At 70.3% G+C, this 23202-nt stretch carries 18 protein-coding genes and 1 riboswitch; of the genes, 16 read left to right on the plus strand and 2 right to left on the minus strand.

What is annotated here, in order from left to right; genetic code table 11:
• The first annotated feature begins 121 nt into the window (after window positions 1–121).
• Genes bcsE through def form a run of 9 tightly spaced genes read left to right on the plus strand, consistent with a single transcriptional unit; the run spans window position 122 to window position 13601 of the window.
• Window positions 122–1642, plus strand: coding sequence for a cellulose biosynthesis protein BcsE (gene bcsE / locus M3M27_RS04185; RefSeq protein WP_434027257.1), 1521 nt, complete (start codon window positions 122–124; stop codon window positions 1640–1642).
• Window positions 1639–1830, plus strand: coding sequence for a cellulose biosynthesis protein BcsF (bcsF, locus tag M3M27_RS04190; protein WP_434027258.1), 192 nt, complete (start codon window positions 1639–1641; stop codon window positions 1828–1830). Before bcsE ends, bcsF begins: the two co-directional genes overlap by 4 nt.
• Window positions 1827–3446, plus strand: coding sequence for a cellulose biosynthesis protein BcsG (bcsG, locus tag M3M27_RS04195; protein WP_434027259.1), 1620 nt, complete (start codon window positions 1827–1829; stop codon window positions 3444–3446). The genes bcsF and bcsG overlap by 4 nt, the downstream gene beginning before the upstream one ends.
• The gene (gene bcsR / locus M3M27_RS04200; protein WP_434027260.1) at window positions 3446–3718 is read left to right on the plus strand and encodes a cellulose biosynthesis protein BcsR; all 273 of its coding nucleotides are present in this window, start codon (window positions 3446–3448) and stop codon (window positions 3716–3718) included. Before bcsG ends, bcsR begins: the two co-directional genes overlap by 1 nt.
• Window positions 3715–4467 carry a cellulose biosynthesis protein BcsQ gene (gene bcsQ / locus M3M27_RS04205; protein WP_434027261.1) on the plus strand — a complete coding sequence of 251 codons (753 nt, stop codon included), beginning with the start codon at window positions 3715–3717 and terminating at the stop codon, window positions 4465–4467. The genes bcsR and bcsQ overlap by 4 nt, the downstream gene beginning before the upstream one ends.
• On the plus strand, window positions 4467–7082 hold the full coding sequence (gene bcsA, locus M3M27_RS04210) for a UDP-forming cellulose synthase catalytic subunit (protein WP_434027262.1): 2616 nt from the start codon (window positions 4467–4469) through the stop codon (window positions 7080–7082). The genes bcsQ and bcsA overlap by 1 nt, the downstream gene beginning before the upstream one ends.
• Entirely contained in the window at window positions 7079–9454 is a 2376-nt protein-coding gene (gene bcsB / locus M3M27_RS04215; RefSeq protein ID WP_434027263.1) for a cellulose biosynthesis cyclic di-GMP-binding regulatory protein BcsB, read from the plus strand. The genes bcsA and bcsB overlap by 4 nt, the downstream gene beginning before the upstream one ends.
• On the plus strand, window positions 9451–13029 hold the full coding sequence (bcsC, locus tag M3M27_RS04220; protein WP_434027264.1) for a cellulose synthase complex outer membrane protein BcsC: 3579 nt from the start codon (window positions 9451–9453) through the stop codon (window positions 13027–13029). The genes bcsB and bcsC overlap by 4 nt, the downstream gene beginning before the upstream one ends.
• Window positions 13030–13085: 56 nt before the next feature.
• Window positions 13086–13601, plus strand: coding sequence for a peptide deformylase (gene def / locus M3M27_RS04225; protein WP_140719783.1), 516 nt, complete (start codon window positions 13086–13088; stop codon window positions 13599–13601).
• Window positions 13602–13816: 215 nt separating this feature from the next.
• Here the strand turns inward: def and ettA are convergent, their stop codons facing one another.
• A complete protein-coding gene (gene ettA / locus M3M27_RS04230; RefSeq protein WP_434027265.1) occupies window positions 13817–15481 on the minus strand; it encodes an energy-dependent translational throttle protein EttA in 1665 nt (554 codons plus the stop codon).
• 216 nt (window positions 15482–15697) lie between these two features.
• On the opposite strand from ettA, the gene M3M27_RS04235 reads away from it, so the two are divergent.
• From M3M27_RS04235 to ribD, 5 genes are all read left to right on the plus strand, one after another.
• Entirely contained in the window at window positions 15698–16168 is a 471-nt protein-coding gene (locus tag M3M27_RS04235; RefSeq protein WP_434027266.1) for an RcnB family protein, read from the plus strand.
• Window positions 16169–16364: 196 nt separating this feature from the next.
• Window positions 16365–17618: a serine hydroxymethyltransferase gene (gene glyA / locus M3M27_RS04240; protein WP_434027267.1), complete on the plus strand. Its 1254-nt coding sequence runs from the start codon at window positions 16365–16367 to the stop codon at window positions 17616–17618.
• Between the two features lie 136 nt (window positions 17619–17754).
• The gene (gene nrdR / locus M3M27_RS04245) at window positions 17755–18279 is read left to right on the plus strand and encodes a transcriptional regulator NrdR (protein ID WP_140719775.1); all 525 of its coding nucleotides are present in this window, start codon (window positions 17755–17757) and stop codon (window positions 18277–18279) included.
• Window positions 18276–18788, plus strand: coding sequence for a GNAT family N-acetyltransferase (locus tag M3M27_RS04250; RefSeq protein WP_434027268.1), 513 nt, complete (start codon window positions 18276–18278; stop codon window positions 18786–18788). Before nrdR ends, M3M27_RS04250 begins: the two co-directional genes overlap by 4 nt.
• 41 nt (window positions 18789–18829) lie before the next feature.
• Window positions 18830–19942 carry a bifunctional diaminohydroxyphosphoribosylaminopyrimidine deaminase/5-amino-6-(5-phosphoribosylamino)uracil reductase RibD gene (ribD, locus tag M3M27_RS04255; RefSeq protein WP_434027269.1) on the plus strand — a complete coding sequence of 371 codons (1113 nt, stop codon included), beginning with the start codon at window positions 18830–18832 and terminating at the stop codon, window positions 19940–19942.
• 195 nt (window positions 19943–20137) lie between these two features.
• On the opposite strand, the gene M3M27_RS04260 is transcribed toward ribD, so the two are convergent.
• A complete protein-coding gene (locus tag M3M27_RS04260) occupies window positions 20138–20782 on the minus strand; it encodes a hypothetical protein (protein WP_140719771.1) in 645 nt (214 codons plus the stop codon).
• A 212-nt stretch (window positions 20783–20994) separates the two neighbouring features.
• Window positions 20995–21208: riboswitch (FMN riboswitch) on the plus strand.
• Window positions 21209–21382: 174 nt separating this feature from the next.
• On the opposite strand from M3M27_RS04260, the gene M3M27_RS04265 reads away from it, so the two are divergent.
• Together M3M27_RS04265 and ribB are read left to right on the plus strand one after the other, a co-directional pair.
• Entirely contained in the window at window positions 21383–21985 is a 603-nt protein-coding gene (locus M3M27_RS04265; protein ID WP_434027270.1) for a riboflavin synthase, read from the plus strand.
• Window positions 21982–23142: a 3,4-dihydroxy-2-butanone-4-phosphate synthase gene (gene ribB, locus M3M27_RS04270; protein WP_434027271.1), complete on the plus strand. Its 1161-nt coding sequence runs from the start codon at window positions 21982–21984 to the stop codon at window positions 23140–23142. The genes M3M27_RS04265 and ribB overlap by 4 nt, the downstream gene beginning before the upstream one ends.
• Window positions 23143–23202: the final 60 nt, after the last annotated feature.

Genomic DNA, 23202 nt, shown 5'->3' on the forward strand with positions numbered 1-23202 from the left:
CTTGGCTGAAAAAATGTGACGATGGTCATATAATTGACTGATCTGGGGCGGGCGTATTTCGAGACGGCGCAAAGCCGTCCCTTCTGGATACGAACCGACTACGTAGCCGAGAGGACTGGACTTGCAGTCGATTTCGCTCGACATCACGGGCATGCCAGCGGAGTTCACCGGCCTCCAGGCAGGAGGCCTCTACTGGGTGGCCTGCGCCGGCGCCGACCATGCCGATCTGCTGGCGGCCGGCGTGCTGGCGCGATCCGGGACGGCCGGCCTGGCGGTCCTGGCCGGACTCGGCCGTTCGCCGGCACCGTCGCTGGAGCTGCTGCCTGCCGAGGAAGGGCCGGCGCGCGTTCGCCTCTACCAATGTCCCGCCGGCAAGGTGCGCCGGGCCCTCCCGCGCTTGGCGGACGAGATGGCCGGTGCGGCAGGCCGGATCGGTGCGTTGTGCATCGTGCAGTGCCCGGCGACCGCCCTGGAGGCGTTCGACGACGCGCGGCTGGCACAGTGGTGCGGGCGACTGCAGCAATGGGCCCGGGCTGGCCGCTACACCGTGTTGCTGCTGTGCCACGGCGAAGTGGCCGCGCTCGCTCCACGCCTGCTCCCGTTGCATCGCAGCTGCTCGGGCGTGGCCCAACTGCACCCGCATCGCGGGGCGCTGCAGTACCTGGTCCATTTCTGGGCCAACCAGTCGGGCGTCGTGGCCCATCGCGAGTTCCAGGTGGAGCGCGCGGGCCGGTCATTGGGCCTGATCGCCGCCGCGGACGAGCCGGCGCCGGTGGTGCGGGAGGGCGGGGACCGCTTCCTGCACCTGGCACAGGCCCGGGCGCTGGAGGGCGCGCCGCCGTTCTCGCCCGCATGGCGGCTGTACGAAAGCTGGTCCACCCTGGTCGTGCCCGCGCTGCAGGCACAGGCCGCCAGCGTGGTGTTCGCGATCGAGGAAAACGCCCAGGTGGACGCGCTGGCGCATCTGCTCTACCGGCTCCGCAGCGAACGCGGCAACGGCCTGAAGCTGGTCGTGAGGGAGATGGCACCCTGCCTGCGCTATGCCGACGAACGCCTGCTGCTCCAATGCGGAGCCAGCCTGATCGTGCCGGCCAATATCCCGTTGCCGCGTTTCCTGACCTTGTTGGAGACCATCCAGGGGCAGCGCTGGTACGGGCAGCTGCCGGAGGACCCGGAACGCTTGGTCCGCGCGCACCGGCCGCCGGACGTGGAAGGCGTGGTCGACGCGCTGCGGTTCCGCCAGATCGTGGGCGACCTGTTCGCCCAGGAAGACGGCATGGTCGAGAGCGCGGTACTGGCGCTGCAACCGGTCGCCGGCCTGCGCCCGGAACAGGTGCTGCAGCAGTTGCGGATCCGGCGGCGCGGCGACCTCGCCTGCATCCATGGCCGGCAGGTGTGGCTGTTCCTGTTCGCGTGCCGGAGCGATGGCGTCGAGCGTGCGCTGGAGAATCTGTTCCGCTTGCCGTGGCGGGAGATGTTCGATGGTTACCAGCGCCTGGCCGAGTACGACGTGGCGACGATGAATGCCATCGATGCCGATCCGGAGACGGCCCGGCCGCTGCCGGTGGCGGAGCCGGAATTCCCGCCCGCGGCCAGGCCGTTCCTGCAGCCGCGGCCGCTGCGCCTCGGAGGGCGTGAATGAACGACCAGCAGGTGTGGGGACTGATCGCGGCTTGCGCGCTTTTGATGATCCCCTTGGGCGCGATGCTGGGAGCGATCTGGCGCGCGTTGCGCGCGCGGCTGGCGCTTTGGCTCCCGCCCCGGTACTTCAGGCGGATAGGCGAACGCCGGCGCCAGGATGGCGCCCACCGGGCGGAGGACCGGGCATGAACCGTTCGATGGCTACCTCGCCGTACGCCTGGGCCGACCTGAAGGGGTGGAACCTGTACTTCATGTCCAAGGTCGTGCTGGCCTGGATGGGCGCGTTGAACCTGCAGGTGCTGCCGAACCTGCTGCTGCTCGCCGGCTTGCTGGTGCCGCTGCCGTGGCGCTGGGCGCGCATCGCGCGCACCCTGGTCGCGCTGCCGTTCGCGGTGGCGCTGTACTACCAGGACACTTGGTGGCCGCCGTTCCAGCGGCTGCTGGCGCAACCGGGCGTGCTCGATTTCTCGGGTGCCTACCTGTGGGAGCTGCTGCAGCGCTTCATCAACTGGCCGATGGTGTCGGCGCTCGCCGTCATGGCCGGCGCCTACTGGCTGCTCAAGCCCTGGGTGCGCATGACCACGCTGAGCGTGGCCGGCATGCTCTGCATGGCGGCGCTGGCGATACCGTTGCCGGCCGATTGGCGCGAGGCCCCGGCGGCGAGCGTGGCCGGCGGCTCGGCCACGGCCGGGCGGAAGGGCGCGCCGGCGACCACCGAGGCGCTCGATGCCTACCTGGCGAGCTTCTACCAGCAGCAGGCCACGCTGAAGACGCAGTTCCCGGCACAGGGGAGCGGGGCGCCGTTCGACGTCATCGTCCTCAACATCTGCTCGCTGGCCTGGAGCGACCTCGACGAGGTCGGCCTGCGCAAGAACAACCTGCTGGACCGCATGGACGTGGTGTTCGACAACTTCAATTCCGCCACCGCCTACAGCGGCCCGGCCGCGATCCGTTTGCTGCGCGCAAGCTGCGGGCAGACCTCGCATACCCGCCTGTTCGATCCGGTGCCGGCCGATTGCCAGCTGTTCTCCAACCTGCAGCGGCTCGGGTTCCAGAACGAGCTGGCGATGAACCACGACGGGCACTTCGACGACTTCATCGGCGAGCTCGGCACCTACGGCGGCCTGCAGGCCAAACCGATGGACGTCGGCGGGTTGCCGCGCGCGCTCGTCGCATTCGACAACTCGCCGTTGCGGCGCGATGCGGACGTGCTGCTGAGCTGGTGGAAGCGCCGCCTGGCCGAGCCGGCCAGCCAGGTCGCCTTGTTCTACAACACCATCTCGCTGCATGACGGCAACCGCATCGTCGCGGCCAACGGGCGGGCGGCGAGCGCCGATTACAAGGCGCGCGCCGACATGGTGCTCAACGACATGGCGGGGTTCGTCCAGGCCCTGGAGCAGAGCGGGCGCCGGGCGATGGTCGTGGTCGTGCCCGAGCACGGCGCGGCATTGCACGGGGACCGCATGCAGATCCCCGGCATGCGCGAGATCCCGAGTCCTTCCATCACCCACGTGCCGGTGGGAGTCAAGCTGATCGGCATGGGCATTCCCGCCAGCGGCGGGCCGCGCCACGTCATCGAGCCGAGCAGCTACCTGGCGATCTCCGAACTGGTGTCGCGGGTCTATGCGCTCAACGCCCAGACCCCGCCCGACACGCGCGACTGGGATGCCCTGCTGACGGGATTGCCGGTGACCCCGTCGGTATCGGAAAACGAGGGCGCCACGGTGATCGACTACGACGGCAAGCCCTACCTGCAGTTGAAAGGCAGCCCGGGCTGGACGCCTTATCCGGAGGAGGGCCGCTGATGGCCGAGAAGCCACTGCCCGGCGCCGCCGGGCCGAACGGTGCCGTCCCGCACCCGTCCACGCCAGCCGCTTTTCCGGCCGGCGCCGGGGCCCAGGCCGCGCTCCAGCTTCCGATGGGAGAGGACGACGTCGGCTATCTGCGACGCCGGCTGGACATCCAGGACCTGCCCTACGTCGACTTCTCCGCGCGGCGCGAATGCGCCCAGGCGCTCGCGCGCTGGCCGCTGCTGGCGGAACTCTCCGCCCTCGACGAAGGCGGTGCCGGCCGATGAGCACGACGCTGTCGCTGCAGGGCGTGCGTGGCGGCGTGGGCGTCACCGCGGTACTGGCCGGGCTGGCCCTGGCATTGCATGCACAGCGCCAGCGCGTGCTGGTGGTCGACGCCAGCCCGGACAACCTGCTGGGCCTGTACATGAACCTGCCGTTGTCGGAAGGACGGGGCTGGGCGCGTGCCGATCTGGACGGCGGCGACTGGCGGGACGCCGCGTTCGCCATCGACGACGGCCTGGCCCTGCTGCCGTATGGCCTGCTGGAAGACGGGGAAGCGGAGCAGGTCGAGCGCGACCTCGCCGCGCGGCCCGGACGCTGGGCCGATCGCCTGGCGGCGATCGAAGCGCAGTTCGACTGGATCCTTTTCGACCTGCCGCAGCGGTGGCCGGCGCATGCGGCGGCGATCGAACACGCGGGGTGCGCGCTGCCGTTGCGGCTGACCACGGTGGACCCGGGCAGCCACGTGCTGCTGCATCGGCGGCGCGACATCGACAAACGCTTGCTGCTGGTCAATCGCTACGATCCCGCCACGATCGTCCAGCGCGACCTCATGCAGCTGTGGTTGCGCCAGTACGCGGGCCTGATGGTCCCGCAGCCGATCCACGAGGACGCGTGCGTGCCGGAGGCCCTGGCCGGCAAGGCGCCGCTGGGCCTGCATGCGCCCGATTCCCTGGCCGCCGCCGACATCGCCAGCCTGGCGGTATGGTGCCTGGCGCAGGCGGCGCGCCTGGCGCCGGGGAGGAACGGGTGATGCGCCTGTACTACCTGAGCTGGCCGCAGTTGCGGCGCAAGCTGCAGGCCCGCCGGATCACCCTGTACTGGATCTGGCTGGCGCAACTGGTCGCCTGGGCGCTGTTGCGGCTCGAAGGCCCGGCCTGGCAGGGCATCGCGGCAAACGTGCGCCAAGCGTTCCCGCAACTGCAGTCGCGCCGGCGCTGGCGCATCGGCGATCCGTTGCGGCTTCTGATCCAGGCCGTCTGGGTGGCGCTGGTGCGCGGGGCGCCGAAGACGTCGGAACGCCGCCATCGGTTCGCGCGGGCCGGCCGCCGGAACCTGGCGACGATGCGGGGCGTGGCCGGGCGTGGCCGGGCGCGCTACTTCGGCCTGCTCCAGGGCGCGCCGTCCAGGATATGGAACAGCGCCCTCTGGCAACGCGCCCTGGCCTGGTCGGGGTCGCTGGCGCCGCGGACGCGGCGGTGGGGCACGCTCGCGGCCGGCGTGTCGACGCTGGCGCTGGCCGCGCTGTGCGTGACCCAACCGTTCAACTATCTCGCCCAGTTCGTCTTCGTCGCGCTGCTGTGGGCCATCGCCCTGCTGGTAAGGCGCATGCCCGGCCGCTACGCGACCTTGATGCTGGTGGTGCTGTCGGTGACGGTTTCGTGCCGCTACCTGTGGTGGCGCTATACCGCGACGCTGAACTGGAACAGTACCTTCGACCTGGTGTGCGGGCTCGTGCTGCTGGCCGCGGAGACCTATTCCTGGCTGGTGCTGATGCTCGGGTACGTGCAGGTGGCCTGGCCGCTGAACCGCAAGCCGGCTCCCTTGCCCGCGGACATCTCGCAGTGGCCCACGGTGGACGTGCTGATCCCCACCTACAACGAAGACCTGTCGTTGGTGCGGCACACGGTGTACGCCGCCCTGGGCCTGGACTGGCCCCAGGAGAAACTGCGCATCCACCTGCTGGACGACGGCCGCAGGCCGGCGTTCCGGGAATTCGCCGAACGCGTCGGCATCAACTACATCGCCCGCAGCGACAACCGCCACGCCAAGGCCGGCAACCTCAACCATGCGCTGAGCAGGATCGACGGCGAGCTGGTGGCGATCTTCGACTGCGACCACTTGCCGGTGCGTTCGTTCCTGCAGATCACGGCCGGCTGGTTCCTGCGCGACCGGCGCCTCGCGCTGGTGCAGACGCCGCACCACTTCTTCTCGCCCGACCCGTTCGAGCGCAACCTGCGGGTGTTCCGCCGGGATCCGAACGAGGGCGAGCTGTTCTATGGCCTGGTGCAGGACGGCAACGATCTCTGGAACGCCTCGTTCTTCTGCGGTTCCTGCGCCGTGATCCGACGCGAGGCCATCGACCAGATCGGCGGGTTCGCCACCGAGACCGTGACCGAGGACGCGCACACGGCGCTGCGCCTGCACCGCAACGGCTGGAACTCCGCCTACCTGCGCATCCCGCAGGCGGCGGGCCTGGCCACCGACAGCCTCGGGGCGCACGTGAACCAGCGCATCCGCTGGGCCCGCGGCATGGTGCAGATCTTCCGGGTCGACAACCCGCTGCTCGGCAAGGGGCTGACGATCTTCCAGCGATTCTGCTACGCCAACGCGATGCTGCACTTCCTGGCGGGCATCCCCCGGCTGGTGTTCCTCACGGCGCCGCTCGCCTTCCTGCTGCTGCACGCCTACATCATCTACGCGCCGGCGCTGGCGATCCTGCTGTTCGTGCTGCCGCACATGGCGCATGCGAGCCTCGCCAACTCGCGCATCCAGGGCCAGTACCGCCGCCCGTTCTGGGGCGAGGTCTACGAGACGGTGCTGGCGTGGTACATCGCCCGGCCGACCACGGTGGCGTTGTTCAGCCCGGGGCGCGGCCGCTTCAACGTCACCGACAAGGGCGGCATGCAGGCGGCGGACCGCTTCGACTGGAAAGTGGCGCGGCCCTACTTCGTGCTGGCGGTGCTGAACGTGCTCGGGCTCTGCTTCGCGGTGTGGCGCTTCGCGCACGGGCCGGCCGACGAGCGCGGCACGGTGATCGTCAGTTCGCTGTGGGTGCTCTACAACCTGCTCATCGTCGGCGGCGCGCTGGCGGTGGCGGCCGAGGTCCAGCAGGTGCGCAAGACGCACCGTGTCAGCACGCGCTTGCCGGTGGCGGTGCAACTGCCCGACGGCCGCGCCCTGCGCGGCACGCTGCACGACTACTCCAGCGACGGCGTGGGCATCGAACTCGCGCAGGCGCCGCAGCTGGCGGACGGGACGCCGGTCGTGCTGCTGCTCGCGCGCGGCCGCCGCGAGTTCGCCTTCCGCGGAATCGTCCAGCGCTGCGTGGACTCCCGGCTGGGCGTGCTGCTGGACTTCGCCGGCGAGCAACAGCGCGTGGAATTCGCGCAGTGCACGTTCGCCCGCGCCGACGCGTGGCTGGACTGGCACGTGGGCTACGAGCCGATGAGCCTGCCGCGCAGCCTATGGGCGGTGATGGCGCTGGGTTGGCGCGGCTATCGCCGCGTGGGCGATTTCGCGCCGTTCGACCTCGACCGCCCCATGCACTGGAGCCGGCGCGCGCTGCGCTGGTTGGCCAGCTTCGCGCCACAACGACCGATTCCCTTCGTTCCGGCTGATGCAGCCGATGCCAGGTTCCGCCCATGAGCCCCCATTCCTACCTCCGTTGGCTGATGCTGCCGTTGCTCGCACTGCCCGCCGCGCAAGGCAGCGGCGCGGCACGCATCGTCGTTCCGCCCATGCCGGCGGCCGCATCCTTGCCGGACTCGGCACAAGCGCCGCCCGCGCCGGCGCCGGCGGGCGGCGCGGACGCTTCCCCGGCCGGCGCACCGGCCGGAGCGAGCGTGTGGACCGGCGGCCAATGGCCCTGGCAACGGAGCAGCAGCTTCGCCGATCTCGGCCGCAGGCAGGACGTGATGCTTTCCGGCGTGCGCACCACCGCCACCTACGAGTTCCAGGTGCGGCGCGATCGACTGGTGCGGCAGGCCGAGCTGCAGTTGAGCTTCACGCCGTCGCCGGCGTTGCTGCCCACGCTGTCGCACCTGCGGGTCTACCTCAACGACGCGCTGATGGACGTGGTGCCGATCGCCGGCGACCAGCTCGGCCGGCCGGTGCAGGCCAACGTGCCGCTGGACGCGCGCCTGATCGCCGATTTCAACCAGGTGCGCCTGGAGTTCGTCGGCCATTACACCGACATCTGCGAGGAGCCCACCCACAGCTCGCTGTGGGTCAACGTGTCCAGCGCCAGCACGCTGCGCCTGGGCGGGCAGCCGCTGGCCATGCAGGACGACCTGGCCAATTTCCCGCTGCCGTTCTTCGATCCGCGCGACACGGCGCGCCTGGAACTGCCGGTGGTGTTCGCCGGCACGCCGTCGCTGGCGCAGCAGCGCGCCGCCGCCGTGATGGCGTCCTACTTCGGGGCGATGGCGGGCTGGTGGCGCCAGGCCCGCTTCCCGGTCAGCTACGACCGGCTTCCCGACGCCGGGCATGCGGTCGTGTTCGCGGTCAACGGCAGGTTCCCGGCGTTCATCGCCGGCCACGCTCCCGTCCAGGGGCCGGTGGTGGAGCTCGCGTCGCTGCCGCAGGATCCGCAGCGCAAGCTGTTGCTGGTCCTCGGCCGCAACGACGAAGACCTGCAGACGGCGGTGGCGGCCATGGCATCCGGCAACGCGCTCTTCCGCGGTACCCGCGTGAGCATCGACGGGGTCAAGGAACTGGCGCCGCGCAAGCCTTACGACGCGCCCAACTGGGTGCGCACCGACCGTCCGGTGCGCCTGGCCGAACTGCTGGACTATCCGCAGCAGTTGCGCGCCTCGGGCGTTTCGCCGCAGCCGATCACCGTCAACCTCAACCTGCCGCCGGACCTGTTCATCTGGCGCAACCAGGGCATCCCGCTGAGCTTGCGCTACCGCTATACGCCGCCGTTCAGCAGCGACGAATCGCGCCTGAGCATCAGCATCAACGACCAGTTCATCTCGAGCTTCCCGTTGATCCGCCGGTCCGGCAAGCAAGGCATGGACGAAATCAGGCTGCCGGTGCTCAGCTCCGACGCCGGCAGCGGCGACGGCAAGCTGCTGATCCCGGCGCTCAAGCTCGGCGACCGCAACCAGCTCCGCTTCGATTTCAATTTCGCCAGCGTGATGGGCAGCGCGCAGCGCGACCATTGCCAGACCGTGCTGCCTCCAAACCTGCAGGCGGCGATCGAGGAAGATTCGACCATCGACTTCTCCGGTTTCCACCACTACATGGGCCTGCCGGACCTGTCCGCGTTCGCGCTGAGCGGTTTCCCGTTCACCCGCATGGCCGACCTTTCCGAAACCGTCGTGCTGATGCCGCCCAAGGCCAGTGCGGCACAGGTGGGCCTGCTGCTCGACCTGATCGGCGGCCTGGGCGTGCAGAGCGGCTACCCGGCCTATGGCCTGCGGGTGAGCGACGACTGGAAGCAAGCCAGCGCGCTGGACGCCGACTTGCTGGTGCTGGGGGCGCTGCCCGACGAGCTGCGCGGCAGCGACAAGCTTTCGTTGCTGATCGAGAACCAGCGCACCGTCCTGCTCAGCGGCCGCACCGCGGATCCCAAGGCCGCCGTCGAGGCCGCGCGCCAGGGCAACCCGCAGTCCGACGCGGCGATCAACCGCGTGGCGATGAGCGCCGATGCCCCGTTCGCGGCGATCATCGGCCTGCAATCGCCCCGGCACGCGCAGCGCAGCATCGTCTCGCTGGCGGCGACCCACGACGCCGACTACGCGCTGCTCGACGAGGCGCTCGCCGACATCGGCAAGCGCCAGGCCATCGCCGGATCGGTCGCGATCCTGCGCAGCTCCGGCATCAGCAGCCAGTTCGTCGGCGAGCATTACTTCGTCGGATCGCTGCCGTGGTGGCTGCTGCTCTGGTACCACCTGGCCGACCATCCCGCGCTGCTCGCCGCGCTCGCCGTGCTCGTGGTGCTGATGGTGGCGTTCCTGCTCTGGCGCGCGCTGCGCTGGGTCTCGCAGCGCCGCCTGGATCCGGATCGCGGATGATCTCCCGGGCTCGCTCGATGTTCGCCTTCGGCGGCGTGGCCCTGGCCGGCCTCGCCGGAGGCGTTTGCGCGCAGGCGCTGCCGGCCGTGCCGGCCGGCACGGTGCCGGAGCAGCGCCAATGGCTGCTGCAGCAGGTGCGCATCGGCGAGGCCACCGGCCGGCAGGAACTCATCGAGGATGCGCTGGCGCGGCTGCGGCTGCTGGCCCCCGACGACCGCGCGACGATGGTGGCGATCCTGGAAGTGCAGCTGTCGCGGCAGAAGCTGGACGACGCGGCGGCGACGCTGCAACGGTTGCGCGAGGCCGGGGCCGGGACGCGCGAGCTGGCCGCGGCCGAGCGCTTGTGGCGCGCCTACCGTGGCGACCAGCAGCAGGAACTGCAGCAGGCTCGCCTGTACGCCACCGGCGGTCGCACGGCCGAAGCGCTTGCGATCTACCGGCGCCTGTTCGACGACGATCCTCCCGGCCTGCAGTTGGGCATCGAGTACTGGCGCCTGCGCGGCGACGAGCGGTCCGGCCGCGCCCTGGCGATCGAGCGCCTGGCGGCGCTGGACCGCGCCTATCCCGGCAATCCCGCGCTGCTGCAGGCGCTGTCGCGCTTCCTGTTCGCCGCCGGCCGGGACGAAGAGGCATTGGCCGCCCTGCAGCGCATGGGCCGCAATCCGGAAACGCTCGCGCTCGCCGCGCAAAGCGAATGGGACTACCTGTCCGACCAGCCGGCCAACGACCGCACCGTGCGCCGCCTGCAGGCCTTCATCGCCCGCTATCCGGGCTGGGCGCAGATCGAGGACGCGCGCAAGCGCTACCAGGAACAATCCCGCCTGGTCCGCGACCCGAACTGGCGGGCGGGCCAGCACGGCCTGCAACTGCTGGACGCCGGCCGCAACGCCGAGGCCGAGCAGGCCTTCGCGCAGGCGCTCCGCGGCTACCCGCGGGAACCGGATTTCCTCGGCGGAATGGGGCTGGCGCTGATGCGCCAGGGCCGCCGCGAACAGGCACTGGACTATTTCCAGCGTGCGCAGCGTGCATTGCCCGACGGCAGCGGCAACGACAAGTGGTACGACCTGGCCGCGAGCACGCGCTACTGGCTGCTGCTGGAGCGGGGCGACGCGGCCCTGGAGGGCGGCGATCCGGACGCGGCGGAGGCGCTCTACGCCCAGGCCCGGCGGCAGCGTCCGCGCGAGGTCAACGCCATGATCGGCCTGGCGGACGTGGCGGTCGCGCGCGGCGACGATGCCGCCGCCGAACGGCAGCTGCAGGCGGCGCGGCGGATCGCGCCGAACGACGCCAACGTGATCCGCAAGCTGGTGCAGCTGTACGGCCGGACCGCTCCCGACCGGCTCGAGGCGTTCGCCGCGACGCTGCCCGCGGCGCAGCGCTTGCCGTATGCCGAGGAGTTGCACCGGCTGCAGCTGTCGCGGTTGCGCGAACAACGTGCGCAGGCGCTGGCGCGCGGGGACGCCGCCGGCGCGCTGGCGCTCGGGGAACGACTGCGCCGGGAGCTGCCCGCCGATCCCTGGCTGGCCTATGCGTTGGCCAACGAGTTGCGTGCCGCCGGGCGCACCGGCGAAGCCGACGCGGTGATCCAGGACATGCTCGAGCATGCCGGGAACCTGCCCGTGCCGCGCTATGCGCAAGCCCTCTACCTCGCTTCGTCCGATCGCCTGCCGCAGGCGCTGCAGGCCCTCGGCCAGGTGCCGCGCGAGTCCTGGGACGCGGACATGCTGGCCCTGTCCGATCGCCTGCAGCGCCAGCAGGTCGTCGACCGCGCCTGGGAGCTGCGCGCGCAAGGACGCGAGCCCGAGGCCGTCGCGCTGCTGCGCGCGCAGCCGCACCGCGCGGAGTACACGCTCATGCTCGCCGACTGGGCCCGGTTGCGCGGCGACCACGCGCAGGCCGTGCAGGCCTACGAACAGGTGCTGGCCGAACAGCCGGACAACGTCGACGCCCAGCTCGGCCGCCTGCGGAGCTGGCTGGGGCTGGGCGAGACCGAGCGGGCCCGCCGGCAGATGGCCAGCGCGCCCCCGGCCGTCGCCAGCGACGACTTCGGGCAACAACGCCAGCTGGCGGCGATCTGGACCGACCTGCGCGAGGATGCCAAGGCGCTGGCGATCCTGCGCGACCTGCTGGCCCGCAAGAACGGCCCCGATCCCCAGGCTTGGCGCGATGCCGCCAGGCTGGTCCGGAAGGAGGATCCGCAGCAGGCGCTCGATCTGTACGCGCATGCGATGCAGGAGAACGGCCTGCTCGATCCGTCGCAGGTGCGGCCGCGCGACGATCGCGCGCTGACCAGGGCCAGCCGCGAGGCCGGGGGCGACGACTGGCTGCGGCGCAGCCTGCGCAGCGATGTCGAAACCCTGTACCAGCAGCAGAATCCGACCCTCACCGTCATGCAGGCGTCCGACCGGCGCAACGACGGGACGCCGGGCATCTCCAGGCTGTCGCGCGATACCCGCATCGCCCACCTGGACGCCCCGTTCGCCGGAGGGCTGGGGTGGGCGCGCCTGGAGCAGGTCCACATGGACACGGGGCGTTTCCGCACCGACGCCGCAGGAACCTACGAAGACGATTTCGGTACCTGCGACCTCGACCTGGTGCTGGCCGACGGCAGCCGCCAGCGCGCGCCGGGCTGTGCCACGCACGTGCACCAGCGGCTGGACTCCGGCGTGGGCTGGGCCGTGGGCTGGCGTACCCTGGACGAACGCCTGGAAATCGACGTCGGCCATACGCCCTCGGGCTACGCGGTGGGCAATTGGCTGGGCGGGGTGACGCTCAGCGGCGACTGGGGCGTGCTCGGTTGGGGAGCGACGCTGTCGCGGCGGCCCATGACCAATTCGCTGCTTTCGCAGGCCGGCGCGATCGATCCGCGCAGCGGCATCGCGTGGGGCGGGGTTACCGCCAACGGTGCGACCTTCAGCCTCGGCTACGACCAGGGAGGACGCAACGGCGTCTGGTCGAACTGGAGCTGGCATCGGCTGACCGGCCGCAACGTGGCCGGCAACGACCGCGCCCGCGCCATGGCCGGCTGGTACCACAAGCTGATCCAGCGCCCCGACCTGCGCCTGGACGTGGGCGCCACCGCGATGTACTGGCAGTACCGGCACGACCTGGGCGGCTATTCGCTGGGGCAGGGCGGCTACTACAGTCCGCAGCGCTACGCGTCGCTGAGCCTGCCGGTGGGTTTCGCCTGGCGCAACGCGGACTGGTCGGTGCGCGTGGACGCTTCGCTTGGCGTATCCAGCGCCCGCACCGACCGCGTCAGCCGGTTCCCCGACCAGGCATCGATCGGGCGCGTGTTGGACGGCCTGGCTGCGCAGTACGGTCCCGTCGCGCTGGACGAGGCGAGCCTGTATACGAGCGGCGGCCACAGCAGCGGTACCGGATATCGCGTATATGCCGCGGTCGAGCGCCGGCTGGGCGACCACTTCGTGCTCGGTGCCGCCGGGACGCTGCAGCGCAGCCGCGATTTCTCGCCGAACACGTTCCAGGTCTATCTGCGCTATGCGCTGCAACCCTGGCAGGGCAACCTCCCGCTCCCCGTGTCGCCGCTGGAGCCGTACGGCGAGTTCCGCTGAACCGGCACGGGCGCTTTCGTGCGCGATAATGCCGGCGAACTCTCCAGGAGGTCCCGATGATCCGGGAAATCATCCGCATGGGCGACCCGCGCCTGCTGCGCCTGGCGCCGCCGGTCGAGCGTTTCGACACGCCGGAGCTGCACGCCTTGGTGGCCGACATGTTCGAGACCATGGACGCTGCGCATGGCGTCGGCCTGGCCGCGCCGCAGATCGCGGTGGACCTGCAGCTGATGGTGTTCGGCTTCGATAGCAGCCAGCGCTATCCGGACGCCCCGCCGGTGCCGCGCACCGCGCTGGCCAACGTCGAGATCGTGCCGCTTTCCGACGAGAGGGAGGATGGCTGGGAAGGTTGCCTGTCGATCCCGGGCCTGCGCGCCGTCATTCCGCGCTGGCGCCGCATCCGTTACCGCGGCGTGTTGCCCGATGGCACCCCGCTGGAACGCGAGGCCGAGGGATTCCATGCGCGGGTGGTGCAGCACGAGCACGACCACCTGATCGGCCGGCTGTATCCCTCGCGCATCGTCGACTTCGGCAAGTTCGGCTTCGAGGACGTGCTGTCGTACGAGTTGTGAGCCGGCGCTCGTCGCCCCCGCGAGGGCGGGGCAGTGGCTTCAGCGCGATCTGGGCGAAAGTCGCTGGATCTTCGATCCCCGGCCCCCGCGCACAGCGCGAGGGCGTTCGGCCGGGTGCGAGCCGGTGGCTCGCAAGCGACCCGTCCTCACCCACGCCTGCGCGGGGATGACGGTTTGGCAAAGCCGGGGCCGCGTTGCGGCCCCGGGCCAAATCGTCACTTCAGCGCCTTGAACCGCAGGCGCTTCGGGCCGGCGTCGTCGCCGAGGCGGCGCTTCTTGTCTTCCTCGTACTCGCGGTAGTTGCCCTGGAAGAACTCCACGTGCGAGTCGCCCTCGAAGGCGAGGATGTGCGTGGCGATGCGGTCCAGGAACCAGCGGTCGTGCGAGATCACGAAGGCGTTGCCCGGGAACTCCAGCAGCGCATCCTCCAGCGCGCGCAGGGTCTCGATGTCCAGGTCGTTGGACGGCTCGTCGAGCAGCAGCACGTTGCCGCCCTGCAGCAGGGTCTTGGCCATGTGCAGCCGGCCGCGCTCGCCGCCGGACAGCGTGCCGACCAGCTTCTGCTGGTCCGGGCCCTTGAAGTTGAAGCGGCCGATGTAGGCGCGCGACTGGATCTCGATGCCGTTGATGTTGAGGATGTCCAGCCCGCCGGAAACCTCCTGGAACACCGTGTTGTTCGGTTCCAGCGCGCCGCGGCTCTGGTCCACGTAGGCCAGGTTCACGGTCGGGCCGATCACGATCTCGCCCGAGTCCGGCTTCTCCTGCCCGGTGATCATCTTGAACAGGGTCGACTTGCCGGCGCCGTTCGGGCCGATGATGCCGACGATCGCGCCCGGCGGCACGATCATCGACAGGTTGTCGATCAGCAGGCGGTCGCCGAACTTCTTGGAGACGTTCTTGAACTCGATCACCGAGTTGCCCAGGCGCTCGCCCGGCGGGATGAAGATCTCGTTGGTCTCGTTGCGCTTCTGGTAGTCCTGCGATTGCAGCTCTTCCAGCCGGGCCAGGCGCGCCTTGCCCTTGGAGCGGCCGCCCTTGGCGTTCTGGCGCGACCATTCCAGTTCCTTCTGGATCGCCTTCTGGCGCGCCTTCTCCTGGTTCTCTTCCTGCTTCAGGCGCTCGTCCTTCTGCACCAGCCACTCGGTGTAGTTGCCCTTCCACGGAATGCCGCGGCCGCGGTCGAGTTCCAGGATCCACTCGGCGGCGTTGTCCAGGAAGTAGCGGTCGTGGGTGACCGCCACCACGGTGCCGGTGTAGCGGGCCAGGAACTGTTCCAGCCACTCGACCGACTCGGCGTCGAGGTGGTTGGTCGGCTCGTCGAGCAGCAGCATGTCCGGCTTCTGCAGCAGCAGGCGGCACAGCGCGACGCGGCGCTTCTCGCCGCCGGACAGATTGGCGATCTTGGCGTCCCACGGCGGCAGGCGCAGCGCGTCGGCGGCCACTTCCAGCTGGTTCTCCAGCGTGTGCGCGTCGCCGGCGGCGAGGATCGCCTCCAGGCGCTCCTGCTCCTTGGCCAGGGCGTCGAAGTCGGCGCCTTCCTCGGCATAGGCGGCGTAGACCTTCTCCAGCGCGGCCTGCGCCTGCAGCACCTCGCCGACGCCTTCCTCGACGGACTCGCGCACGGTCTTGCTGGGGTCGAGCTCCGGTTCCTGGGCCAGGTAGCCGACCTTGATGCCCGGCTGCGGGCGGGCCTCGCCCTCGAAATCGGTGTCCACGCCGGCCATGATCCTCAGCACCGTGGACTTGCCGGCGCCGTTCAGGCCCAGCAAGCCGATCTTGGCGCCCGGGAAGAACGACAGCGAGATGTCCTTGATGATCTGCCGTTTCGGCGGGACCACCTTGCTGACCCGGTTCATGGTGTAGATGTATTGCGACGACATGCAGTCTCCTGGCGCGCTTTCGGCCCGGCCCGGCGAGCGGACGGGTGGGGGATCTGAAGGGATGCGGCAAGTATAGCGGCAACGCCCGCGGGGCTTGCCGGAGGGCCTGCCGACTGGCCGATAAATGGGGGCGGGGGGTAACCGATTCCAGCCAATGCTGGTTCATCTACATGGCGCAATATTGCAGCCGTGACACCAACGAGCCTTGGAGCCGCCATGAAACCGATCCGTCTGATTGCCCTTGCCCTGACGTCCGTGTTGGCGCTGGGCGCCGTAGCGCCTGCCGCGATGGCCGACGGTCGCGGCCATGGCTGGGACCGCGGCTGGGATCGCGGCGACCGCGACTACGGCCGCCACGACCGTCATGACCGCCGGGATCGCTACGACCGTTACGAGCGCTACCAGGGGCGCCGCGACGCCTACTACCGCGGCTACTACGACGGCCGCCGCGACGACCGCTACTACCGGCCGGCGCCGGTGTACCGCGCAGGCCCCCCGTACGGCTGGGCCGTGGGCCGCCGCTACTACGATTCCTACCGCGGCCCGATCTACGTGGTGGACGACTACCCGCGCTACTACCTGCGCCGCCCGCCCCGCGGCTACCACTGGGTCCGCGACGACACGGGCAACTTCCTGATGGTGGCCATCGCCACCGGCATCATCGCCGACCTGGTGCTCAACCACTGACCGGCCCGCCGCAGGCGACGGGAGAAGGGCGCACGGCGACGTGCGCCCTTTTTCGTGGGCCCGCGCGGGCGGCGCCGGCTTTTTGCGGACCGCGTACCGGTATGGGGGTCCCCGGCGGGCGCGAATTGGTCACAAGCCCGCATGGGGCTTACAATTTCCGGCTCCAACCGCCCCCTTCAGCTGCCCCGGAGAGCCGATGTTCCCGCGCGACGCCCGTATCGAAACCTACGATCCCGAACTGGCCAAGGCCATCGCCGACGAGGCCCGCCGCCAGGAGGATCACGTCGAGCTGATCGCCAGCGAGAACTACGCCAGCCCGCGCGTGATGGAGGCGCAGGGCAGCCAGCTGACCAACAAGTACGCCGAAGGCTACCCGGGCAAGCGCTACTACGGCGGCTGCGAGTACGTGGACGTCGCCGAACAGCTGGCGATCGACCGGGTCAAGCAGCTGTTCGGCGCCGACTACGCCAACGTGCAGCCGCACAGCGGCTCGCAGGCCAACCAGGCGGTGTACTTCGCGCTGCTGCAGCCGGGCGACACCATCCTGGGCATGAGCCTGGCGCATGGCGGCCACCTGACCCACGGCGCCAAGGTCAACGCTTCCGGCAAGCTGTTCAACGCCGTGCAGTACGGGGTGAACGACCAGGGCCTGATCGACTACGACGAGGTCGAGCGGCTGGCGCTGGAGCACAAGCCGAAGATGGTGGTGGCCGGCTTCTCGGCCTACTCGCAGCAGATCGACTGGGCGCGCTTCCGCGCCATCGCCGACAAGGTCGGCGCCTATCTCTTCGTCGACATGGCGCACGTGGCCGGCCTGGTCGCGGCCGGGGTCTACCCGAACCCGCTGCCGCACGCGCACGTGGTCACCTCGACCACCCACAAGACCCTGCGCGGCCCGCGCGGCGGCATCATCCTGGCCAAGGGCGCAGACGAGGAGCTGATCAAGAAGCTGCAGTCGATCGTGTTCCCGGGCATCCAGGGCGGCCCGCTGATGCACGTGATCGCGGCCAAGGCGGTGGCCTTCAAGGAGGCGCTGGAGCCGGAGTTCAAGAGCTACCAGCAACAGGTGGTGAAGAACGCCCAGGCGATGGCGGATACGCTGATCGCGCGCGGCTACAAGATCGTCTCCGGGGGCACCCAGAACCACCTGATGCTGGTCGACATGATCGGCAAGGACGTGTCCGGCAAGGACGCGGAGGCGGCGCTGGGCAAGGCCCACATCACCGTCAACAAGAATTCGGTGCCGAACGATCCGCGCTCGCCGTTCGTGACCTCGGGCCTGCGCCTGGGCACGCCGGCGATCACCACGCGCGGCTACCTGGAGCAGGACTGCGTGGACCTGGCCAACTGGATCGCCGACGTGCTCGATGCGCCGGCCGACGAGGCGGTCATCGCCGCGGTGCGCGAGAAGGTGACCGCGCAGTGCAGGAAGTATCCGGTGTATGGTTGAGGAGCCGGGATTCGTGATTCGTGATTGGTGATTCGGAAATGCAAGTGCACGAACCGAGTTGCCGCACGTTTTCGCGGAGCGAGGCGTTCAGCGCTTTTGCCAGTCACGAATCACCAATTACCAATCACGGCCCCTGATGCACTGCCCCTTCTGCCAGCACAACGACACCCGCGTGATCGACTCGCGCGTGTCCGAAGACGGCGCCACGATCCGGCGGCGCCGCGAGTGCGAGGCTTGCGGCGAGCGCTTCAGCACGCTCGAGACGATCGAGCTCAAGTTGCCCACCGTGATCAAGAGCGACGGCGGCCGCGAGGCGTTCGACGCGCGCAAGCTGCGCACCAGTTTCGATCGCGCGCTGCAGAAGCGGCCGGTGTCGGAAGAGCAGATCGAGGCGGCGGTGCGCGCGGTGGTGCATCAGCTGCGCATGAGCGGCGAGCGCGAGGTGCCCTCGATCCGGGTCGGCGAGTACGTGATGGCCGAGCTGCGCAAGCTCGACCACGTCGGCTACGTGCGCTTCGCCTCGGTGTACCGCAGTTTCCAGGACGTGGCCGACTTCCGCGAGGAGATCGAGAAGCTGGAGCGCGAGCTGCCGGTCGGCAGCGACCAGCTGCCGTTGCTGGAAGCGGCGCTGGAGCAGGTCGGCAAGACCGGCAAGCGGTGAACGCGCCGCGCATCGTGCGTCTTGCGCAGGTGCCCGGATGCATCGGTGCGCTGGCCCGGGCGCACGTCGAGGCCTTCGGCGCGCTGCAGCCCGGCTGGAGCGTCGAGCAGGCCGCGGCCGAGTTGGCCTCCCATGGCAACGACGGCATTCCCGCCACCTGGGTGATGCTGGACGACAACGATCCGCGGGCGGGCGCTGGGCAGGCGATGGCCTGGCTGGGTTCGGTGAGCCTGCTGCACGACGACCATCCTTCGATCGGCGGCTACTCGCCGTGGCTGGCCTCGCTGTACGTGCGTCCGCGGGCGCGCGGGCGGGGCGCGGGCGAGGCGCTGGTCGCGCATTGCGTCGCGGCGGCGCGGCAGTCGGGCATCGCGCGCGTGTTCCTGTACTGCGAATCGTCCTTGGTGGCGTACTACGCGCGGCTGGGCTGGTCGGTGGAGACGCGCGTCGAGCTGCCGCACCTGCCTGCCGTGGCGGTGATGGCGATCGATACCGCGGCCGGGGCCTGATGCCGCACACTGTGCCGCACCGCGTCCCACGGATACCGACGATGAGCAGCGCATCCACCGCTCCCCTTTTCAGCGGCGAAGACCATCGCTGGATGGCACGGGCGCTGCGCCTGGCCGAGCAGGGGGCGTTCACCACGCAACCGAATCCCAGGGTCGGCTGCGTGATCGTGCGCGACGGGGAGGTGGTCGGGCAGGGCTTCCACCGGCGCGCCGGCGGGCCGCACGCGGAGGTGTTCGCGCTGCGCGAGGCGGGCGAGCGGGCACGCGGCGCGACCGCCTACGTGACGCTGGAGCCGTGCGCGCACTACGGGCGCACGCCACCGTGCGCGCTGGCGCTGGTCGAGGCCGGCGTGGCGAAGGTGGTTGCGGCGATGCGCGATCCGTTCCCGCAGGTCAACGGGGGCGGTTTCGAGCGGCTGCGCGAGGCGGGGATCGAGGTCGCCTCGGGGCTGATGGAGGCCCAGGCGCGCGCGCTGAACCAGGGATTCCTGTCGAGGGTGGAGCGCGGCCGGCCCTGGCTGCGCCTGAAGTACGGCGCGAGCCTGGACGGGCGCACCGCGCTGGCCAGCGGGGAGTCGAAATGGATCACCGGCGAGGCCGCGCGCGCCGACGTGCAACGCTGGCGCGCGCGCGCTTCGGCGATCCTGGCCGGCGCGGGCACGGTGCTGGCGGACGATCCGTCGTTGACCGTGCGGCTGCCGGCGCCTGCCGAGTTCGTGCCGCCGTTGCGGGTCGTGTTCGACACCCGCCTGCGCTCGCTCGGGCAGGCGAAGGTGCGCGACGGTGCGGCGCCGACGCTGTACCTGCACGCGGCCGGCCTGGTGCCGCCGGCGCTGGACGGCGTGGAGTTCGCCGGCGTGCCGTTGCGCGAGGGGCGGCTCGACCTGCATGCGGCGCTGGCGCTGCTGGGCGAGCGCGGCATCAACGAGGTGCAGGTCGAGTCCGGCGCGGAACTCGGCGGCGCGCTGCTGAAGGCCGGGCTGGTCGACGAACTGCTGCTGTACGTGGCGCCGGTGCTGCTCGGCGGCGACGCGCGTCCGCTGCTGTCGGGGCTGGGGATCGAGACGATGGCGCAGCGCTTGGCGTTCAGGCCGGCCGACGTGCGCCAGGTGGGGGATGACCTGCGCCTGTTGCTGCGCCCGGATGGCGCATGAGGCCGTCGCGGCCGCCGAGGGAGGATTGCTGTGGGAGGGACTTCAGTCCCGACAGGCTTGTGCAGATCTCCTTGCAAGGCCTGGACCTCCCCATGCGCGGGGGATTCAAGTGCAAGAGCCGCCGGGACTGAAGTCCCTCCCGCAAGGTGGCGAAGAAGAAGGGCTCCTTGCGGAGCCCTTCGTTCGCGGTGCCGGTCAGAAGCTGGCGCGGACGCCGAGCGACAGCTGGGTGGTGTCGTCGATGAACTGCGCTTCGCCGACCAGGCCCCAGGTGCGGTTGAAGTTGACCTGGCCGCCGAGGTTGCCGACGAATTCGCCCTTGTCGAAGTCGCTGCCGTCCATGTAGCCGGCCTTGATCCACGCTTCGGTGCGCGGCGAGGGCTTGCCGCGCACGCCCACGGTGGCGCGGCCGGCGTTGACGTGCTCCTTGTAGCTGCCGTCGATGCCGACGACGTCGAAGTAGTCGTCGTAGCCGCTCAGCTTCACCTTGGCGTTGAGGCGCAGGTAGGCGATGTCGGCGATGAAGTCGACGCGCTCGGTCCACTCCTGGCGGAAGCCGATGCCGATCTCCGGCTGGCTCAGGGTGTACTTGTCGCGCACGCCTTCGTCGTAGTGGTAGGTCTTCTCGACCTGGGCGAACGAGGCGAAGACGTAGGCCGGCTGGGCGATCTGCCAGGAGCCGCGGATGTAGCCGCCGTTGCCGTGCTCGTTGCCGTCGCCGATGTCCACGCTCAGGCGGGTCCAGCCGGCCTCGACGTAGTTGTAGCTCAGGCCGTCGGCGGCGGAAGCGGCGAAGGGGGCGGCCGCCAGCATGGCAGCCAGGATCAGGGTGTTGCGCATCAGGGGTTTCTCTCCGAATTGATGTCCATGTCGCCGTCCCGTTGCGGGCCGGCATGCGACAGTCCTGTCGCCGGCGCATTCTAGGTGCCGGCGCGTTCCCTGAACAGGCCGCCGACCGCGGAAAGGCGACATTCCGCCCGCGGAACGCTGCGTGGCGGCAGGCGTTCGTCCCGGGCTGGTAGAATGCCGCGGCCGGTTCGCCGGCATTCCACGAACGTCTTCAGGGCGGGGTGAGATTCCCCACCGGCGGTAGGTGCGGCGCCCTTGCGGCGAGGCACGAGCCCGCGAGCGCTTTCGATGGCATGCGATCACGCCACGCCGCGTGGGTCCGTGCCTTGGAAGGTCAGCAGATCCGGTCAGATGCCGGAGCCGACGGTCGGCAGGGCCCGGGGCCATGCCGGAAAGTCCGGATGAAAGAAGACGGTACCTGCACGGCATCCGCGTCGTGCGGTGCCTGTTTGCCTTGTGGCGTTTTTCGCTTACCCCAACGCGAGAAACGTATATGCAGCTCCTCCAGCAACTGCCCGCAGGCGCGGGCACTCCGATAAACGCCCTCTCCCGGGCCGCGATCGCCGCGGCCGGTTACCGGGAGGTGCGCTGATGTTCACCGGCATCATCGAGGGCGTCGGCCGGCTGGCCGCGCGCGAGCCGCGCGGCGGCGACGTCCGTTTCACGTTCGAGGTCGGCACGCTGCCGTTCGAGGACGTGCAGCTCGGCGAGAGCATCGCGGTCAACGGCGTGTGCCTGACCGTGATCGCGTTCGACTCGCGCTCGTTCCAGGCCGATGCCTCCACCGAGACGCTGGCGCTCACCACGCTCGGCAGCCTGGCCGAAGGCGCGGCGCTGAACCTGGAACGCGCGATGCGCCCCACCGACCGCCTCGGCGGCCACCTGGTCAGCGGCCATGTCGACGGCCTGGGCTCGGTGCTGTCCATCCACGACGACGAGCGCGCGCAGCGCTGGCGCATCGAAGCGCCGGCCGCGCTGCTGAAGTACGTGGCCAAGAAGGGCTCGATCTGCGTGGATGGCGTCAGCCTCACCGTCAACGAGGTGGACGAAGCGGGCTTCGAGGTCGCGCTGATCCCGCACACGGTCGCGCACACGCGCTTCGCGCACACGGCGGTCGGCGACGCGGTGAACCTGGAGATCGACCTGGTGGCCCGTTACGTCGAACGCCTGCTCGGCGAGCGGGGGCAGGCATGAACTTCGCCCCCGTTCCCGAGTTGCTGGAGGAGATCCGCGCCGGCCGCATGGTGGTGATCGTCGACGACGAGGACCGCGAGAACGAAGGCGACCTGATCATGGCCGCCGAACTGGTCAAGCCGTCGGACATCAACTTCATGGTCACGCACGGCCGCGGCCTGGTATGCCTGCCGTTGACCCGCGAGCGCGCGGGCCAGCTCGGGCTGGCGCCGATGGTGCGCGCCAATACCGCGCAGTTCCAGACCAATTTCACGGTCAGCATCGAGGCCGCCGAGGGCGTGACCACCGGCATCTCCGCCTACGACCGCGCGCATACCATCCGTACCGCGGTGAAGCCGGACGCCAAGCCGTCCGACCTGCACCAGCCCGGCCACATCTTTCCCTTGATCGCCCAGCCGGGCGGCGTGCTGACCCGCGCCGGGCATACCGAGGCGGGCGTCGACCTGGCGATGCTGGCCGGCCTGGAGCCGGCCGGCGTGCTGGTCGAGATCCTCAACCCCGACGGCACCATGGCGCGGCGGCCGGAGCTGGAGGCGTTCGCGCGCGAGCACGGGCTGAAGATGGGCTCGATCGCCGACCTGATCGCCTACCGCCTGGCGACCGAGCACACCGTCGAGCGCGTGGACGAACGCGAGATCGACACCGAGTTCGGTCCGTTCAAGCTGCTGACCTACCGCGACCGCATCGCCCACGACCTGCACTTCGCGCTGGTCAAGGGCGCCCCGGACGCGGCCACGCCGACGCTGGTGCGGGTGCAGGTCGAGAACCCGCTGGCCGACCTGCTGCACTGGCGGCGCGACGACTTCGGCATCGCCGGCACCGATGCCTTGCGCGCGATCGCCGCCGAAGGGCAGGGCGTGATGGTGGTGCTGTCGGCGCCGCGCGACAGCGACGCGCTGCTGGCCCGGCTGCGCCGCGAGCCCGTGGTGCGTCCGGCCGGAAAGGACAAGGACGTGGGCCAATGGCGGCGCAACGGTGCCGGCGCGCAGATCCTGGCCGACCTCGGCCTGGGCAAGTTGCGAGTGCTCGGCACGCCGCGCCGGCAGGTCGCGCTGGCGGGGTATGGACTGGAGGTCGTGGAGTACCTGGACGGGGCCGGGACCCGGGATCCGGACGCCGGGACTCGCAAGAGCGTTCCCGATGCCCCCGTCCGATAGCGCGGCCGGCTTTCCGCCGGCCCCTTGCCTGGCCGGCGGAGGACCGCGAGCCTTTCCCGA

The organism is Xanthomonas boreopolis (genome assembly GCF_046529185.1).
Taxonomy (GTDB): Bacteria; Pseudomonadota; Gammaproteobacteria; order Xanthomonadales; family Xanthomonadaceae; genus Pseudomonas_S; species Pseudomonas_S boreopolis.

Bases quoted from the DNA above. Each gene is read 5' to 3' on its own strand.
- bcsR (WP_434027260.1), top strand. From the start codon at position 3,446: ATGGCCGAGAAGCCACTGCCCGGCGCCGCCGGGCCGAACGGTGCCGTC.
- bcsA (WP_434027262.1), top strand. From the start codon at position 4,467: ATGCGCCTGTACTACCTGAGCTGGCCGCAGTTGCGGCGCAAGCTGCAG.
- glyA (WP_434027267.1), top strand. From the start codon at position 16,365: ATGTTCCCGCGCGACGCCCGTATCGAAACCTACGATCCCGAACTGGCC.
- def (WP_140719783.1), top strand. From the start codon at position 13,086: ATGATCCGGGAAATCATCCGCATGGGCGACCCGCGCCTGCTGCGCCTG.
- bcsQ (WP_434027261.1), top strand. From the start codon at position 3,715: ATGAGCACGACGCTGTCGCTGCAGGGCGTGCGTGGCGGCGTGGGCGTC.
- nrdR (WP_140719775.1), top strand. From the start codon at position 17,755: ATGCACTGCCCCTTCTGCCAGCACAACGACACCCGCGTGATCGACTCG.
- ribD (WP_434027269.1), top strand. From the start codon at position 18,830: ATGAGCAGCGCATCCACCGCTCCCCTTTTCAGCGGCGAAGACCATCGC.
- bcsG (WP_434027259.1), top strand. From the start codon at position 1,827: ATGAACCGTTCGATGGCTACCTCGCCGTACGCCTGGGCCGACCTGAAG.
- ettA (WP_434027265.1), bottom strand. From the start codon at position 15,481: ATGTCGTCGCAATACATCTACACCATGAACCGGGTCAGCAAGGTGGTC.
- bcsB (WP_434027263.1), top strand. From the start codon at position 7,079: ATGAGCCCCCATTCCTACCTCCGTTGGCTGATGCTGCCGTTGCTCGCA.
- M3M27_RS04235 (WP_434027266.1), top strand. From the start codon at position 15,698: ATGAAACCGATCCGTCTGATTGCCCTTGCCCTGACGTCCGTGTTGGCG.
- M3M27_RS04260 (WP_140719771.1), bottom strand. From the start codon at position 20,782: ATGCGCAACACCCTGATCCTGGCTGCCATGCTGGCGGCCGCCCCCTTC.
- bcsF (WP_434027258.1), top strand. From the start codon at position 1,639: ATGAACGACCAGCAGGTGTGGGGACTGATCGCGGCTTGCGCGCTTTTG.
- M3M27_RS04265 (WP_434027270.1), top strand. From the start codon at position 21,383: ATGTTCACCGGCATCATCGAGGGCGTCGGCCGGCTGGCCGCGCGCGAG.
- ribB (WP_434027271.1), top strand. From the start codon at position 21,982: ATGAACTTCGCCCCCGTTCCCGAGTTGCTGGAGGAGATCCGCGCCGGC.
- bcsC (WP_434027264.1), top strand. From the start codon at position 9,451: ATGATCTCCCGGGCTCGCTCGATGTTCGCCTTCGGCGGCGTGGCCCTG.